The sequence below is a fragment of the Nitrospirillum pindoramense genome (assembly GCF_007827955.1).
GTDB lineage: Bacteria > Pseudomonadota > Alphaproteobacteria > Azospirillales > Azospirillaceae > Nitrospirillum > Nitrospirillum amazonense_B.
This window is the reverse complement of the sequence record NZ_VITR01000025.1, coordinates 18,696-35,386: the sequence shown is the minus strand read 5'-3', so window position 1 is coordinate 35,386 and position 16,691 is coordinate 18,696. Positions and strand designations below refer to the sequence as shown.

14 protein-coding genes are annotated in these 16,691 nt (G+C 67.7%); 5 read left to right on the top strand and 9 right to left on the bottom strand.

Annotation, left to right across the window (positions count from 1 at the left end):
- Positions 1-119: 119 nt before the first annotated feature.
- Together FBZ90_RS26380 and FBZ90_RS26375 are read left to right on the top strand one after the other, a co-directional pair.
- Complete coding sequence (locus tag FBZ90_RS26380; RefSeq protein ID WP_186456059.1) at positions 120-1,595, top strand: ATP-binding protein; 1,476 nt, start codon at positions 120-122, stop codon at positions 1,593-1,595.
- A 370-nt stretch (positions 1,596-1,965) separates the two neighbouring features.
- Positions 1,966-4,761 (top strand): TonB-dependent receptor, encoded by a 2,796-nt coding sequence (locus FBZ90_RS26375; protein ID WP_145736466.1) that lies wholly within the window; start codon positions 1,966-1,968, stop codon positions 4,759-4,761.
- Between the two features lie 54 nt (positions 4,762-4,815).
- On the opposite strand, the gene FBZ90_RS26370 is transcribed toward FBZ90_RS26375, so the two are convergent.
- From FBZ90_RS26370 to mdcA, 7 genes are read right to left on the bottom strand one after another with little or no spacing between them, the layout of a single operon-like run.
- The gene (locus tag FBZ90_RS26370; protein ID WP_145736464.1) at positions 4,816-5,736 is read right to left on the bottom strand and encodes an acyltransferase domain-containing protein; all 921 of its coding nucleotides are present in this window, start codon (positions 5,734-5,736) and stop codon (positions 4,816-4,818) included.
- Entirely contained in the window at positions 5,733-6,581 is an 849-nt protein-coding gene (gene mdcB / locus FBZ90_RS26365) for a triphosphoribosyl-dephospho-CoA synthase MdcB (RefSeq protein WP_145736462.1), read from the bottom strand. Before mdcB ends, FBZ90_RS26370 begins: the two co-directional genes overlap by 4 nt.
- Complete coding sequence (mdcG, locus tag FBZ90_RS26360; RefSeq protein ID WP_145736461.1) at positions 6,578-7,204, bottom strand: malonate decarboxylase holo-[acyl-carrier-protein] synthase; 627 nt, start codon at positions 7,202-7,204, stop codon at positions 6,578-6,580. The genes mdcB and mdcG overlap by 4 nt, the downstream gene beginning before the upstream one ends.
- Positions 7,197-7,919, bottom strand: coding sequence for a biotin-independent malonate decarboxylase subunit gamma (locus tag FBZ90_RS26355; protein WP_145736459.1), 723 nt, complete (start codon positions 7,917-7,919; stop codon positions 7,197-7,199). The genes mdcG and FBZ90_RS26355 overlap by 8 nt, the downstream gene beginning before the upstream one ends.
- Positions 7,906-8,847 (bottom strand): biotin-independent malonate decarboxylase subunit beta, encoded by a 942-nt coding sequence (locus FBZ90_RS26350; RefSeq protein ID WP_145736457.1) that lies wholly within the window; start codon positions 8,845-8,847, stop codon positions 7,906-7,908. The genes FBZ90_RS26355 and FBZ90_RS26350 overlap by 14 nt, the downstream gene beginning before the upstream one ends.
- Entirely contained in the window at positions 8,844-9,158 is a 315-nt protein-coding gene (gene mdcC / locus FBZ90_RS26345) for a malonate decarboxylase acyl carrier protein (protein ID WP_145736455.1), read from the bottom strand. Before mdcC ends, FBZ90_RS26350 begins: the two co-directional genes overlap by 4 nt.
- A gap of 12 nt (positions 9,159-9,170) precedes the next feature.
- Positions 9,171-10,817 carry a malonate decarboxylase subunit alpha gene (mdcA, locus tag FBZ90_RS26340; RefSeq protein WP_145736453.1) on the bottom strand — a complete coding sequence of 549 codons (1,647 nt, stop codon included), beginning with the start codon at positions 10,815-10,817 and terminating at the stop codon, positions 9,171-9,173.
- Positions 10,818-10,988: 171 nt separating this feature from the next.
- Here mdcA and madL point away from each other — a divergent pair, with 171 nt between their 5' ends.
- The 3 genes from madL to FBZ90_RS26325 are packed head-to-tail and all read left to right on the top strand — an operon-like array spanning position 10,989 to position 12,922.
- Positions 10,989-11,426: a malonate transporter subunit MadL gene (madL, locus tag FBZ90_RS26335; RefSeq protein WP_145736451.1), complete on the top strand. Its 438-nt coding sequence runs from the start codon at positions 10,989-10,991 to the stop codon at positions 11,424-11,426.
- Positions 11,427-11,437: 11 nt separating this feature from the next.
- Positions 11,438-12,202 carry a malonate transporter subunit MadM gene (gene madM, locus FBZ90_RS26330; RefSeq protein WP_145736449.1) on the top strand — a complete coding sequence of 255 codons (765 nt, stop codon included), beginning with the start codon at positions 11,438-11,440 and terminating at the stop codon, positions 12,200-12,202.
- Between the two features lie 6 nt (positions 12,203-12,208).
- Positions 12,209-12,922, top strand: a complete 714-nt coding sequence (locus FBZ90_RS26325) for a GntR family transcriptional regulator (protein ID WP_145736447.1) — start codon at positions 12,209-12,211, stop codon at positions 12,920-12,922.
- A gap of 23 nt (positions 12,923-12,945) precedes the next feature.
- Here the strand turns inward: FBZ90_RS26325 and FBZ90_RS26320 are convergent, their stop codons facing one another.
- A complete protein-coding gene (locus FBZ90_RS26320; protein ID WP_145736445.1) occupies positions 12,946-15,015 on the bottom strand; it encodes a beta-galactosidase in 2,070 nt (689 codons plus the stop codon).
- 47 nt (positions 15,016-15,062) lie between these two features.
- Positions 15,063-16,691 (bottom strand): alpha-L-fucosidase, encoded by a 1,629-nt coding sequence (locus FBZ90_RS26315; protein ID WP_186456058.1) that lies wholly within the window; start codon positions 16,689-16,691, stop codon positions 15,063-15,065.

Below are 16,691 nucleotides of genomic sequence, written 5' to 3'. Positions count from 1 at the left end.
GGCCCGCATTTGGGAATGACATGAACGATACCCAAGTAAAAGTGGAAACACTTATGGCGGCTGGTAACGGTCCGATATTTGCGGCGGCCCCTCGGAAATTGCTGACGCGGTTGCCGATTTTGCTCGGACCCTATGTCATCAGTTTCGCCATGGTGCTGGTGGCCACCGGTGTCGCGTACTTGGCGGACCGACTGGTGGCGCCCGCCAGCCTTGCCACCATCTACTTGAGCGCCGTGGTTTTCAGCGCCCTGCGCTATGGCTGGGGGCCGTCCCTGGCGACCGGTATCCTCAGTATCACCGCCTGGGATTTCCTGTTCATCCCGCCGGTTTATCATTTTGAGGTCGGCAGCCCGGAAGACCTGTTGGCCATGGCGCTGTTCTGTATCGTGGCCGTGGTGGTCAGTGAGTTGGTGTCCCAGATCAGAAGCAAGACAGCGACCATCAAGTTGCAGGCGGACACCACGGCCGCCCTGTTCGCCTTTTATCGCGAGATCACCAGCGTCGACACGGAGGAGGCTTTGAGCCGAACCATCGCGCGGCAGGTGGCGGGCCTGCTCGGCGGCCAGGCCGCGCTACAATGGTCGGGGGCGGACGGCCTCATCACCGGCGGCGAACCGGTGTCCGGCGCGGCGTCGGACACCGAATTGCGGGACTTGATGGTGCAGTGGCGGGCGGAGCAGGCGGCCGGCCTGCGGTTGCGGCCGTCGTGCAGGCCGGGGGCGTGCCTGGTTCCGCTGAGGGCGTCGGGAGCGCTGTTGGGGGTATTGGCGGTCTTCCGGCCGGCCACGTCGCCCTTTCTGCCGGCGGAGTTCGACCTGTTGCACGCCCTGGCCGATCAGGCCGCCCACGCGGCGGAGCGGATGCGGCTGACGGCGCAGGTGCAGCAGGTGCAGGCCCAGGCGGAAACGGAGCGTTTGCGCAACGCCCTGCTGACCTCCATTTCCCATGACCTGCGAACGCCTTTGGCCACGATCATGGGGGTGCATTCCGTGTTGCTGGATGCTAACGCGGACAACAGCCCGGCGGAACGGCAGGAACTGTTGGCCGGCGCCCAGGAAGAGGCGGACCGCCTCGACCGCTTCATCGGCAACCTGTTGGACATGACGCGGCTGGAGGCCGGCGGCTTGCGCTGCAAGCGTGAGGCGGTGGAGGTGGCGGATGTGATGGACGCCGCCCTGGACCGGGTGGGCGCTGCGCGCACGGGGCGGCCGCTGGCCATCGCCGTGGCCCCGGACCTGCCCATGGTCATGGCCGATTACCTGTTGATGGAACAGATCCTGTTCAATCTGCTCGACAATGCCCTGAAGCACACGCCGCCCGGCACCGCCCTGTCCGTTTCGGCCATGTTCCAGGACGGGCAAGTGCAAATCAGTATCGAAGATGCGGGGCCGGGCATTCCCCCGGATGCCTTGGAGGCGATTTTCGACAAATTCAGCCGCTTGCGGGCCGGCGACGCCAAGCGGACGGGAACCGGCCTGGGGTTGGCCATCTGCCGGGGGTTCGCCCAGGCCATGGGCGGGGGCATTTCCGCCGGGAACCGGGCCGGTGGCGGTGCGGTGTTCCGCCTGCGGTTGCCGGCCTGCGACCCCTCTTGAGAACCCGCCGCCGTCCTGGTCGCCGTCCTCGGCATCGCCCGGCCGGCCAGCTCATTTGGCCGCCGATGCTCCCGAGGTAACCATGCGACCGGTTAATGGTCGATTCGTCCAGGCGCACCGCCGCCACCGATGGCGCGCAAGGCGGTTCCGTGAGATGTGCTGCCTTAGATTTCCAGCCGCCATAAGGGCTTCAACCGCAGGGAAATGAGCGAATGGCATAGGGGGCGGCAACCGGAATATCAAAAGTTATACATTATGCAATGTTCACAGCCCCGCATCGAAACTGCAACGGAGACAACGGACAAGCCCCTTCGAACAACAGCTGGCGCACGTCGAACGCAGCCAGCGCCGATGATGAAGGAGCGAGGGGATGATCGGCTTTGGTGGGGTGGGCGCGGGGCGCCGCCAAGCGCTTCATTGGACGGTGAGCGGTACGGTGCTGTTGGCGCTGTTGGCGCCAATGGGGGTGGCGCCGATGGCGCGGGCGGCGGATGGGGCCGCCCCGGCGGATCAGCCCATAAGCGACGTGCTGGTCACAGGCGAACGCGTGGGCGGAACCCAGCGGGCGCTGGACGAAAAGCGGGAGAGCACCGCCGTCACCAGCGTCATGTCGGCCGAGGAGATCGCCCAGCATCCCGGTGGCAACATCGTCGACATCATCACCCACCTGCCCGGCCTGTCGGCGTTCAGCGACATGGGCCTGGGGCAGGCGGCGACGGGTGAGCAGGAATACGTCTCCATCCGGGGCATCGACTCTTCCTACAACGCCTACACGCTGAACGGCGTGCGGGTGCCGGCGGCGGATGCCAACAGCCGCGCCCTGTCGCTGAAAATGGTCGCGCCCTATGGCATCCAGGCGGTGACGGTGAACAAGACCCCCAACGTCGACATGGATGGCGACAGCATCGGCGGCACCATCGACATCCGCACCCCGTCAGCCTTCGACTTCATCGGTCCCATGACCAAGGTGACGATGCAGGGCGACTATTCCGACCTGGCCAGCAAGACCGGCGCCGACTTCATGGGCGGCGGCGGCCAGATCGAAACGGCGCAACGCTTCGCCAACAATATCGGCCTGTACGCCACCGGCTATTTCACCCGCAAGAACACGGCGGGCGAAACGGTAGAGGCCACGGGCTATGGGCCGACGCTGGCGTCGGAGGCGACGCAGACCGATTTCACCAAGGTCCACGGTCTGTCGGCGGCGGGCGTGCGTTATGACTATTACGAGGATGAAATCACCCGCTACGGCGGCAATTTCACCCTGGATAAGCAGGACCAGGACCAGCGCTATTACATCCTGGGCTCGTATTCGAAATACCAGGTCAAGGGCACCGACACCCAGCACAGCATCAACGGCGGCCAAGTCTGCTATTACTGTAACGGCACGACCTTCAGCGAACAGGGCATCCTGCCCGGCACCTATTTCCAGCTGCGCGACCAGAATGAGGAGCTGCTGACCACCAAGATCGGTGGGCGGAACGTCTGGGACCGGCTGACGGCCGACTATGATTTCTCCTACGGCTACAGCCGGATCGAGCGGCCCAACTATGTCGAGGGCAGCGCCTACGGCGCCGTCGATACGACCGGGACCACGTCCTTCGACCTCAGCGATCCGGCCGCGACCAAGGTCACCTATGGTACATCGGCGGACAAGGCCTATGCCCTGAGCCAGACGTCCGACCGGCTGTGGAAATTCCAAGGGTCGGACAGCGCTCAGGAAAACACCATGTACAGCGGCAAGGTGAACCTGAACTACAGCGTCCACCAGGGCATTCTGGACAATATCCGGGGCGGGTTAAGCCTCAGCCGGTCCGACCGCTACCAGTATCAGCACCAGTTCTTCGGCAACAACGGCGACAATTTCGTCATCTTGGACTCCAGTGGCGCCGTGCGTCCCTACTACAACCCGGCGGGCCCGACGGTGCAGGCGCTGGCAGGGCGCAACCTGTCGTCCTTCCTGGACGGCACCTACGCCGGCCAGTTCCGCGTCCTGGACCGCTCCACCTATGAGAACGGCGCCCTGCCGTACAAATACACCAGCCAATACGGCCTGGACCCCAGCACCGGCCAGGCGACCGGCAATCCGGGCGCCTACACCTACAACGACTATATCCGCAACACGGTGTACGGCACCGAGGACATCTACGCGGCCTATGTCGAGGCGAACTTCCAATACCGCGATCTGCGCGCGACGGTGGGGATGCGCTATGAGGATACCGATTTCGCCAGCCGGCAGTGGCAGGTGGACGGTGACGGTGGCGCCTGGAAAACCAGCTCCAACCATTATGGCGAGGTCCTGCCCAGCCTGATCCTGACCTATCGCCCGGACGACGCCTTCGTTTACCGCGCCGCGGTGCGCCAGTCCTTCTCCCGCCCGGCGTTCGGCCTGATCGCCAGCCCGGTGACCATTTCCCGCAACGACGTCACCGGCCAGATCAACGGGATCAGCCAGGGCAATCCCAATCTGAAGCCGTCGGAGGCGACCAACTACGACCTGTCGGCCGAATATTACGGGCCGGACCAAATGGTGGTGGAGGTCAACGCCTATTATAAATCGATCCGCGACTTCATTTACGCCGCCAGCTCCTCCGGTGCGGCGCCCAGCGCCAATGTCGCCACCGCCAACAATGGCGGCATCGTCGTCAGCGAGTATGAGAACGGCGGCAACGCCGACCTGATGGGCCTGACCTTGGATGCCCGCCGCAAGCTGACGGAATTGCCGGGCGTTTGGGGCGGCTTCGGCCTCGGCGGCTCGGTGACGGTGCAGCACAGCTCCGCCGACAGCCGGCGGCCCGACCATTTCGGCCGCGACACCTGGCTGCCGCGCGCGCCGGAGCTGATGTACAACGTCGACCTGTTCTACGAGAAGGATGGCCTGAAGGCCGACCTGTCCTTCCAGTACACCGGGCTGCAGCTGGTGGGCCTGACCAGCAACAACTTGGACACCTACCTGCAGCCGGTGAAAAGCCTGGACTTCAGCGTCAGCTATCCCTTCGCCGGCGTGACGGTGACCTTGGCCGCCAAGAACCTGACGGACAATGTCCAGTTCTACAAAACCCTGGGCAAGACCACGCAGTACCTGGGCACTCAGGATGGCGGCGGTAACGGTTCCTATGTGGAAACCGGGCGCTTCATCACGCTGACCGCCGCCTACCAATTCTAAGGGGGGCTGTCTGAGTAAGGCGGTCCGGAGTGGGAATGGGCTGGCCGCCCGCCGCTAACGGGAGGCCAGCCAGGCCCGCACGCCGCCGATGGTGCGGAAGTCATCCACCGCCCGCACATCGGCGTTGGGCAGGACGGCCGCCGCCATGTCGGCCAGGGCGCGGCCGGGGCCCAATTCCAGCACCGTGGTCACGCCCCGTTCGCCCAGGGCGTCCAGCACGTCCGCCCACACGATGGCTTCCGCCACCTGGCGGGCCAGCCCTGCCAGGGCTTGGCTGGGATTGATGACCCGCCGGGCTCCGCTGGCCGTCATCAGGCCCAGGGTGGGACGTGCCGCCGGCGTCGCCTCCAAGGCGGCGGCGAACGGTGCCACCGCCCCGGCCAGGCGGGGGGTGTGGGAGGCGACGCGCACAGCCATGGGTGCCGCCCGCGCCGCCCCTTGGGCCAGGGCAGCGGCGCAGAACGCTTCTGTCGCCGGCCGTGTCCCGCCGACAACGAACAACTGGTCGGGGTTCACGATGGCGATGGCGCAATCGAAGCGCCGGGCCAGATCTTCGATGGCGGCGCGGGGCAGCCCGCGCACATAGGCCAGTTGGTCGTCCGGTCCGCCCGCGGCGTCCATGGCGCGCGCCCGCTGATCGACCAGGGCCAAGGTGTCGGCGGCGCTCCATACTCCGGCGACGCCCCAGGCCGCCATTTCACCGACGCTGTAGCCCGCCACGAGGGTATCCGCCGGGGCCCCCTCGGGGAACAGGGCCGCGGCGGTGGCCAGGGCGCGGGTCACGCACAGGATCTGCCCCTCCCGATTGGCATGCAGGGCGTCGTCGGGCGCCGTTCGGCAGAACTCAACGGGATGGACGCCCAGCACGACGGTGGCGGCCGCCAGGACCGCCTCGGCCGCCGGCACCTCCGCCAGCAGATCGAAGGTGGTGCGATCCTGCCGGCCCTGGCCGGAGCAGAGCAGCGCCAGGGTCACGCTTCCACCATTTCCGTGAACAGCGCCATGGCCAGCAGGTCGGCGCATCCGCCCGGGCTCAGGTTACGGGCGACGAAATCCTGATGGACCGCCTTGGCCTGCCAACGCCAGCGCGGGTGCCCCACACCGCCGCCGCGCAAGAAGCCGTGCGCGGCGTCGCGGGCGAACGCCAGCCCCTCCGCCCCACCGCGATACAGCAGGTTGCTGTCGTCCACAGCGGCGATCAGGGCCATGCAGGCGTGAACGCGCGCCGCTTCCTCATCCTGCGGCGCCAGCCGGCGGCCCTCGGCCAGGGCGGGGCGGGCGACGTCATAGACGCATGGCATGCCGGCGGCGGCCTCTTCCCGCGCGCCGCCGACGCGATACCGCCGCGCCACCACGCCGCCATGGCTGTCCGTTTCCTGCGGCGTGGCGGTGATCTCCACACCCCAGCGCTGGGCGATCAGCGCGCCCAGCGACCCCTGCCAGGGGCGGGCGGTGGCCAGGCCCGCCGCCGCCGACAGCAGGCCCAGCCCGAAGATGGCGCCGCGGTGGGTGTTCACCCCACCCGTGGCCTGGCGCATGGCCCGTTCCGCCGCCAGCCCGATCTGGCGCAGCCGGTCCATGCCGGCATCAGCGGCGCCGGCCTGCGCCAAGGCGACGAAAAAGGGCTCCAGCGTCCGGGCGCTGAGGCGCAGCAGGTCGGCGTCCATGTCGCGGTGGGCGCCGGTGTCGATGTGGCTGACCAGGCCGGGCTTGGGCCACGTCTCCACCTCCAGGACCAACGCCCGCGTCGCCAGGCATCCGATCCAGCGGGGATCCGTTGCCCGCATGTAGGGCGTCCGTGTCTGGGGAAGGGAGGTCATGGAAACACGCCCTCCCGCGGGACCAGGGTGGTGGCCTCCGCCGTCTTGACCAGCAGGTCCGGCGCGTCCGACATCCACTCGCGCCACTGCACGCCGGCACCGGCGGGGGACAGCAGTTCGGCGTCCAGGCGCATCGGCGCCTCCACCGCGATCTCCGCCAGCGCGGTCGTTAGCCGGGCGGCGTCCGCTTGGGTCGGGCAGGGGATCAGTAGGTCCAGGTCCGACGTGGCCGTCAGATAGGGCAGCCCGGTCAAATGCTGCCACGCCAGGCTGCCGAAACAGCGCCAGGCGGGTTCCCGGGAAAGCAAGGCGTCGATGACCGTCTGCCAAGCCTCCGGCGCCGCCGCGCGGGCGTCCCGCAAAAGGGGTGGCGGCGCCACCCACCGGATCGCGTCCGGGGGGCAGGACAGGGCCAGGCGCTTGCGGCCCATGCCCGGCGGCAGTGGCAGCCCGAGGGGAACGGCCCCGGCCGGGTCGCCGCACAGCCGCCGGCGAAAGATGGCCGGCCGGCCGAAGTCCGCCCAATCCAGCACGGTGTCCTCCAGCCCCGCCACGTGGTCGCGCCAGGCGGCGGGGGTCAGGTAGGCCAGGTCGTGGCGGCGGGCGGCGGCAGGGTCAGCCATGGGCCAGCGCCAGTTGTTCCACTTCGCGCGCGATGGCGGCGGCCTTCTGCCGGCCGCCCCGGTCCAGGCCCCACCGCGCCCGCTCGTCGCCAGTGGCGGGGCGGGCGAGCACGGCCTTCAGCTGGTCGCTCAGCGGTTGGGCCGGGTCCCAGATTTCCGCGATGGCGCCGGTGGCGAACAAATTGTCCAGGCCGGGCGCGAAGACCGGCGTGGTGGCCGCCTTCTCCTTCAGCACGTCGACCGACAGCTTGGTCACCCGCGCCATGGAGGGCAGGTCCATCACCTCGGGCCAGGCGCCGGGCAGGGCCACCAGCTCACCGCAGGCCAGGGCGGTGGCGATGAAGGCGCCGGCGGCGCTGCCGCCGTACAGCAGGCCGATGGTCCGGTGGCCGGCCCGCTCGGCCTGCCACAACGCTTTCGCCAGATGGGCCAGCGTCTCGCTGAGCCCCATCAATTCATCACGGCGGCTCATCCTCTGGCTGCCGGAATCAACCAGGAACAGCAGCGGCGCCGGGGCCGGCCGCGCGGCGATGTCCAGGATGCGGCCGGCCAGGGTCAGGGCCTCGTCCACGCCGGGATAGGTCTTGCCGGTGATGCCCACGACATCCACCGTCGTCTGCCCATCAAGCCGGCCAGTGCCCGCCAGAAGGCCCCCCTCCTCGGTCACCTGGTGGCCGGCGGGGAACAGCGAGGTGAGGATTTCAGCGGGCAGCATCGGCGCCCTCCCGTTGGCGGTTGGCGATGGTCAGGAAGTCGTCCAGGTCCATGTCCGGCACGTCGGTGGGCTGGTTGACGCCCAGCCGCGCCCACACCTCGGTCCCGTCGGCGGTATCCCCGAAGCGCGCCAGGCGGCGTTCCAGCCGCGCCTGTTCCGCCGCCAGAACGGCCTGGTCCAATGTGGGGGGGCGGTCCAGCGCGGCCAGGGCGCCGGCACGGAAGGCGGCGACGGTGTCGGCCACGAACAGGTCGACACCGCCGATAAGGTAGCGATGCTTGCCCCCCATGGTGCGCCAGACCAGCGCCCGGTCCTTGGAGTCGAACTCCTCCACGCCCTTGTTGGTCTCGATGACCTCAGGTCCCGAGACGGACAGTCGCCCCTGTTCGGAAATGACCAGCGCGGAGCAGCAGCCGGCGATCAGGCTGCCGCCGCCGTAGCAGCCGGCGCGCCCGCCCAGCAGCCCGACCACGCGCACGCCCGCCGCTCGCGCCTGCACGGTGGCGCGGATGATCTCGGAAATGGCCAGTTCGCCGGCGTTGGCCTCTTGCAGGCGCACCCCGCCGGTGTCGAACAGGATGACCACGTCCCGCTTCATCTGGCGGGCGGCGTGCAGCAGGCCGGTCAGCTTGGCGCCATGCACTTCGCCGATGGCGCCGCCCATGAAGCGCCCCTCCTGGGCCGCCACCAGGACGGGTTTGCCCGCCAGCGCGCCGGCGCCGACGACAATGCCGTCGTCGAACTGGCGGGGCAGGTTGAACAGGGCCAGGTGCGGGCTCAATTCCCGGCGCTGGGGCCCGAGGAATTCGCTGAAGCTGCCGGCGTCCAGCAAATGGGACAGCCGGCCCCGGGCGGATTCCTCGTACCAGCTGCGGTGCGGATCGGCGGGCAGCGGGGCGTGCGGTGCGGCGGCGGTAGGGCTAGTCATTCCGGTTTCTCCATCAGGCGCACACCTTGGGCCAGCCGCAGCGCCACCGTGTCCGGTCGGGCGCCACCGTCGTTGATGGTGATGCGCAAGCCGCCGGCGGCGGACCGGGCGGCGAAGTCGGCCGTCACCGCCTGCCAGAGGTCGGCGAAGCCATGGGCCGGGGTGGCGATGTCGATGACACAGCGGTCGGCCGCCTCCCCCCGTTCCAGCAGCACTTCGAGGTTGCCGGAGGCGACGACACCAACCAGGGCCACGGCGCGGGTTCCACCGGCGGGTTTGGTCGTGCTCAGTTCATAGCGCAGGTTTTCCATGGGGGCGCGGCCTTACCAATTGCGGAAACGGCTGGGCGGCCGGTAGAGCCCGCCCGAAGCGATCATCAGGTCCTTGATGGAATGGGCGACCAACAGCCCACGGTCGGCATCCAAGGGGTCGATGCCCAGGTCTTCGGGCCGTTGGATGACTTTGCGTTCGCGCAGCCGTTCCACCATCTTGCGGTCGCGGGCGCGCCCCACCTCGGTATAGCCGGCGACGCCCCGGATGGCCTGTTCCCGTTCGTCCTTGTCACGGCACAGCAGCAGGTTGGCGATGCCTTCCTCCGTGACGATGTGGGTGACGTCGTCGCCGTAGACCATGACCGGCGCCAGGTCCAGGTGCAGCTTGTCGGCCAGCTCCAGCGCGCCCAGCCGCTCCACGAACATGGGCGCGTTGCCGTCGCCGAAGGTTTCCCCGATCTGCACCACCAGCTTGCGGCCGCGCCGCAGGGCGGGCGTGCCGTCGGGGTCCGCTTCCTCACCAGCGCGCAGCCAGGGGGCGCTGGGGTGGCGGCGGCCCCGCGCGTCCGATCCCATGTTGGGCGCCCCGCCGAAGCCGGCGACGCGGCCGCCGGTGACCGTGGAGCTGTTGCCGGCCAGGTCGATCTGCAGCGTGGAGCCGATGAACATGTCGCAGGCATACAAGCCGGCGGTCTGGCAGAAAGCGCGGTTGGAGCGCAGCGATCCGTCGGGGCCGGTGAAGAAGATGTCCGGACGGGCCCGCATGTAGTCCTCCATCCCGACCTCGGAGCCGAAGCAATGGATTTGCTCGACCCAGCCGCTTTCAATCGCGGGGATCAGGGTGGGGTGGGGGTTCAGCGCCCAATGGGTGCAGACCTTGCCCTTCAGGCCCAGCCGTTCGCCGAAGGTCGGCAACAGCAGTTCGATGGCGGCGGTGTTGAAGCCGATGCCGTGGTTCAGGCGGCGCACGCCATAGGGGGCGTACAAGCCCTTGATGGCCAGCATCGCCGTCAGGATTTGGGTTTCGGTGATGGCCGCCGGGTCGCGGGTGAACAGCGGCTCCACATAAAACGGCCGCTGGGCGTTGACGACGAAGTGAACCTGGTCGGCGGGAATGTCCACCCGCGGCACCCTGTCCACGATCTCGCCCACCTGGGCGATGACCAGGCCCTTGCCGAAGCTGGTCGCCTCCACGACGGTGGGCGTGTCCTCGGTGTTGGGGCCGGTGTACAGGTTGCCGTCCTTGTCGGCGCTGACTGCGGCGATCAGCGCCACCTGCGGCGTCAGGTCGATGAAATAGCGGGCGAACAGTTCCAGGTAGGTATGCACCGCCCCCAGTTCGATCTGGCCACCGAACATCATGCGGGCGATGCGCGCCGATTGCGGGCCGGAGTAGGAGAAGTCCAGCCGCCGGGCGATGCCGGTTTCGAAGATGTCCAGGTGTTCCGGCAGGACGACGCCCGACTGCACCATGTGCAGGTCATGGATTTTGGCGGGGTCCGCCTTGGCCAGCGCCTTGGCCAGCAGGTCGGCCTGCTTCTGGTTGTCGCCTTCGAGGCAGACCCGGTCGCCGGGGCGCAGCACCGCCTCCAGGAAGGCGACAAGGTCATGGGCGGCGACAATCTTGCCGGCAGCGAAATGCCGACCCGCATCCAGCCGCGCCTGCCTGTCCCGGCCCTTGGTGTTCCAGTCCCGCATGATCGACCTTCGTATGCGCAAGTGGGATTTTTCGCGGTCAGTGTATCCACAATTGCGGGAAACTCAATATGGTGTATTTTGAATCCTGCAGGCCGGGAGAGTCTGCATGCACGGGAGGGATATGATGGCGACTTCGCGTTTTGGTGGACCGGCCGGAAGGGGAGGGCGTTCATGACCATTTCCGGTGTGGCCCTGCTGGCCATTTGCACCTTGCTGGGAACTTTCCTGGGCGACCTGCTGGGGTCGCTGCTGGGCGTGAAGGCCAATGTCGGCGGTGTCGGCATCGCCATGTTGCTGCTGATCGCGGCCCGCCTCTGGATGGCCCGTCGCGGCCTGATGACCCCCGGCCTGAAGTTCGGGGTGGAGTTCTGGGGCGCCCTCTACATTCCCATCGTGGTGGCCATGGCCGCCCAGCAGAACGTCCTGGTCGCCGCCCGCAGCGGACCGCTGGTGTTAATCGCCGGCGTCGCCGCAGTCCTGCTGTGCTTCGCCACCGTCGCCGTGATCAGCCGCCTGGGCAAGAAGGGCGAGACGATGGACGAGATCGAGGCCCAGGCTCAGGCCCGGGCCCAGGGGGACGCGCCGTCCCCCGGTAAGCACGCCGTTTGACGGGGGCCGCCATGGAAATGCTGACCCACGCCCTGTCCGCCAACGCCTTGTTGACCGCGTTCGCCATCGTCGGTCTGGTGATGTGGCTGTCGAACGCGATTTCGAAGCACCTGCTGTTCGGCCGGGTTCATGGCTCGGCCATCGCCATTGTCATCGGGCTGGCCGCCGCCTTCGCCGCCGGTTTGTGGACCGGCGGGACCAAGGGGGTGGTGGACATCCCGGTCTTCGCCGGCATCGGCCTCCTGGGCGGGGCCATGCTGCGCGACTTCGCCATCGTGGCCACCGCGTTCGAGGTGGATGTCGTCCAGGCGCGCAAGGCCGGGGCCATCGGCGCGCTGGCCTTGGCCCTGGGAACGATCCTGCCCTTCATCGTCGGCTCGCTGGCGGCGGTGGCCTTCGGCTACACGGACGCCGTGTCCATCACCACCATCGGTGCCGGCGCCGTCACCTACATCGTCGGCCCGGTGACCGGGGCCGCCCTGGGGGCCAGTTCGGCCGTCATGGCCCTGTCCATCGCCACCGGCGTCTTCAAGGCGGTGCTGGTCATGATCGGCACGCCGGTGGTCGCCAAACTGATCGGCCTGGACAATCCGCGCAGCGCGATGGTCTTCGGCGGCCTGATGGGCACGGTCAGCGGCGTTTCCGGCGGACTGGCCGCTACCGACCGCCGGCTGGTGCCCTATGGCGCCCTGACGGCCACCTTTCATACCGGTCTGGGTTGCCTTGTCGCCCCGTCCATCCTTTATCTTGTCGTACGGGCGATAGTGGGGGGCTGACACATCATGAGCGCGGTCGTGGATCTGGCGGAGGACATACCCGAGGAGCGGACGCTGCTCTCGGACCGGATCCGCGACGCGCTGACCGATGAGATCGCCCGAGGGGATCTGCCCGCCGGCATGCAGCTGGACGAACAGGATCTGGCGGACCGGTTCGGCGCCTCCCGCACGCCGGTGCGCGAAGCGCTCCGCCAGCTTGCCGTCAGCGGCCTTGTCGAGATACGGCCCCGGCGCGGGGTGGTCGTCACCCGCCTGACGCCCGAGCGCATCATGGACATGTTCGAAGCCATGGCGGAGATCGAGGCCATGTGCGTGCGCCTGGCCACGCACCGCATGACGCCGCTGGAACGCAGCCGCCTCATGCGGCTGCACCGGGAGTCGCGCGAGATGGTGGAGCGGGGCGACGTTGACGCCTACGACGCCTTCAACCGCGATTTCCATGAAACGCTCTATCGTGCGACCCACAACAGCTTCATGGCCGAACAGGCCATGGCGGTGCGCACGCGCCTGAACGCCTTCCGTCGCACCCAGCTACGCCAGGGCAGCCGTATGGCGCACTCCCGCGAGGAACATGACAGCGTCATGACCGCCATCGCCGAAGGGGATGGGGAGACGGCCGCCCGCCGTATGCGCGCCCATATGCTGAACGCCGCCACGGCGCTGGAACAGTATATTGGGGAGCATATCGGACAGACGTCCGCCGATACCGGCGGGCGGTGACAGGGCCCTGGTCATCAAGCCGGTCAGGGCAAAAGCTCCGCCTCCTGCGGCCCAAGGACTAGCATGCTTTCATAGCGCCGGTGGCTGACCAGACCGGTCTTGGCGCCCTGGATGGGGATGCGCTGCGTTTCCGGGGTGGTGTTGACATACAAGGTTCGCCCGTCCACGACGCGGGCGTAGACGCCCTCCGGTGTTTGCGGCCCTGGCCGCACCCCGGCCAGGTCATAGGCGCGGCGCAGGATCGGCGCGATGGCGGAGGGGGCCGGCTCCGTCGCCAGGTACAGGGCCGTGCCCTTGCCGAACTTGTTGACAGTGATCGCGGGGGTATGGTCCGGCGTATTGTCGAAGGTCGCCAGCACCGCCGCCGTCGTCGGCACCAGCACTTCGTAATAGTGGGTGGTGGTCGTCGTCGATGACGAGCCCAGGCCGTAGGCCAAGGGCGCCTCAGATCGGTAGAAGGCGTTGGTCTTCAGCCCGAACACGTCGGATAGCCTGCCCGGCAAGGGTGTGTCGAACCATTGCGCGTGTTCGTCCACCTTGGCCGAATAGCCGGTCATCAGCACGGTGCCGCCGTTCTGGACATACTCCCGCACGGCCTTGGCGCTGGCGGCATCCATCACATAATCGGCGGGGATGAGCACCAGCTTGTAGGGCGCCAGCGTGTCGTGCCCGATGTTGATGATGGCGGTGTCGATGTTGGCCCGGAACAGCGGCTCGAACGCTCCCTGCACCATGTCGCCATAGGCCCCCTGGAAATACTGCCACGTGGTGCTGGACGGCCCGTTGGGGTGGGAGGCGATGGCGGACTCGAAGGAATAGGCGACGGCCACCTCGGGATGGGTGTAGCGGGGAAAGCCGTAGTGGGCGAGTTCCTTGAATTCCGTGGCGATGCGGCCGAATTCGTCCACCTTCCACGAAGCCGTGCCGTCATGGTCGACCAGGCCGAACAACGCCTGTTCCTCGCCGCCCAGGTGGCTGTTGAACGTCCAGGCCAGGATGCCTTGGGCCCCCAGCAGCAGCCCGAGATAGGCGTACATCCGGCTGCGGCCCGGCGTGCCGTAATCGCCGCCGCCGCCGGCGGTGAACTCATTGAACCAGATGGGAGTGGGCAGGTCGCCCTTGGTCATCAGGGCCCCGAAGGCCCCGCTTATGGGGTCAGCCGGATAGAACCCCTCCGCACCATAGGAGACATAGGATTTGTAGGTGGAGAGATAGTCGAAGCCGCGCCGGGGGGCGTTGTCCCAGAGGTTGGAGATGCTGGGCAGGTCCGGCATGGCGCGCCGGCGGATGGTGTCCAATTCCCGCAGCCGGTCGATGGCGACGTCGGACCAATAGCGGTGCAGGTCCAGGTATCGTTCCGCCGGGCCGGGACCGTCGGCCAGGGGCAGGTCGACATCCTGGAAATCATTGAGGCGGCGTGACCAGCGCTGCGTCGCCCAGGCCTTGTTCAGGGCGTCGATGGTGCCGTACTTCCGCCGCAGCCAGGTGATGAAGCGCTGCCGGTCGGCCTCGGAATAGGACATGAAGCCGTTGCCGATCTCATTGTCGTATCCAATGGCGATGATGGCCGGATGGTGGGCGTAGCGTTTGCTCAGCGCCTCCGCCAGAAGACCGGCCTCGCGCACGTAGTCCGGATCGCTGATGTTGTCCATGTAGCGTTCCGCCGGCGGCAACCGCGCCCCCGCCTGGTTGACGATGTCGACGCCGGGGTAGGCGCGGTGCAGCCAGATGGGGGCGGGGGTGCCCGGAATATCCAGGATCACCCGGATGCCGGCCGCCTGCATCTTGCCCAGGATGGCGTCGAACCAGTCGAAGGTGAATTTCCCCTGCGCGGGCTCGAACGAATCCCACGACAGGTCGCCCATGCGCACCACGGTGAAGCCTGCGTGCTTCATGATGGCGATGTCCTGGTCGATCTGCGCCGGGGTGCGGTCGATCGGTTGATAGCAGGTGCCGACGAACAATTGGCCGGGGCCCGGCCAACCGGCCGGGGTCGTGGCCGCGCGCGCGTCGGCCATGCCCATCGACACGGTGCACAGCACGGTGGCCAGCAGGGCGCGCAGCGCCGGGCGCCCTGGAAAACGCGATATCATATCCGTCTCACATGATCTGTTGTGACGCCCTTGCGCCCGGTTGGCGCTTATCGAATGCGGAACGCGGGGGTGAAGGTGGGGCGCCGGTCCGGCAGGGTGACGGTGACGCCGTCATTGGCCTGCTTGAACTCCAAGGGGCCGCCGCCCAGCAGGTCGACCCGCTGGACGGGGCGGGTGGCCGGCGTCAAGGTCCGGATGGTCAGGCTTTTCCCGGCTGGCCATTCCTGGGCGTAGGCGTAAAGGGTGTCGCCCTTCACCGTGAAGCGGATGTCTTCCGCCGTGAAGGGACGCAGCTTCGCCTCGTTGAACTGGCCGGCGGCCACCTCCGTCGGCCCCTCGCCATAGGTGTTCCAGGGGCGGGAGTCGAAAATCCCCTCACTGTTCGCGGCCATCCAGCCGACCAGTTCTTGCAGGATGCCGCGCTCCAGCTCGTCAATGGTGCCGTCGCTGCGCACCGGGACGTTCAGCAGCAGACAGCCGTTCTTGCTGACCACGTCCACCAGGCGCTGCACCACCTGCAGGGCGGTGAGGTAGCCCTTGCGTTCATAGAGGGGGCGGCTGTAGTGCCAGTCGCCCAGGCAGGTGTCGGTCTGCCAGGGTTCGGCGACGATGTGGTCGGCAAATCCCCGCTCGATGTCCGCGACCACGGCGCGGCGTTGCAGGTCGGTCAGTTCCTTGCAATTCACGACCACGTCGACGGCGCCCTTCCGGGCCACGCTCTGATTGTAATAATGGGCGGTGGCCCGCAGGCCATAATCGCCCAGGGGCAGGCCGGTGTCGTCGAAATAGACCAGGTCCGGCTGATAGCGGTCCATCAGGTCCTGGCACCGCTTCAGCCAGGTTTCGGCGAAGGCGCGGTTGTTGGGCGGTACGGACTCGTTCCAAATGCGGTCGTGCGCCTCATGCCAGGCGTTCATGGCGGCCAGGTCGGTGATGCCGTCGGGGATCACCATGTTGCGCCCGGTGTACAGATCCTGGGGATCCAGCCCCTGCCACCACTTTCCAGCCCCATCGGCCTTGGTCAGGCGGAAGGCGTCGTAGCGCTGACCCGCGTGGGGGCCGGTGGCGTCATAGCCATAGGCCGTCTGATACCAATGCCAGGCATGGCTCGCGTGGTTGCTGACACCGAAGCGCAGGCCATGCTTGCGCGCGGCGGCCGCCCAGCCCCCCACGATATCCTTGCCCGGTCCCACCCGCGTGGCGTTCCAAGCATGGTGACGGGAGTCGAAATTGTCGAAGTTGTCATGATGGCAGGCCATGGACACCAGGTATTTGGCGCCCGCCGCCTTGTAGAGCTTGGTCAGTTCCTCCGGGTCCCATCGCTCCGCCTTCCAGCGGTTGATCAATTCCATGAAGCCGAATTGCGTGGGGTGGCCGTAGGTCTCAACGTGGTGCTGATAGACCGATTCCCCCTGGGTGTACATTCGGCGGGCATACCAGTCGCCATATTCCGGGGCGCACTGCGGTCCCCAATGGGCCCAGATCCCGAATTTGGCGTCACGGAACCAGGTGGGCGCCTGGTAACCGGCGGCTAGGGATTCCCAGGTCGGCTGGAACGGGCCGGCGGCGCTTCCCGGCGTGGTGGCGGCTCCGGCGGGCAAGGAACCGGCAGAGAGGGAAAGGGCGGAAACCGCCCCGCCGTAACGGACAAGATCGCGGCGCGTCAGGCTGACCAT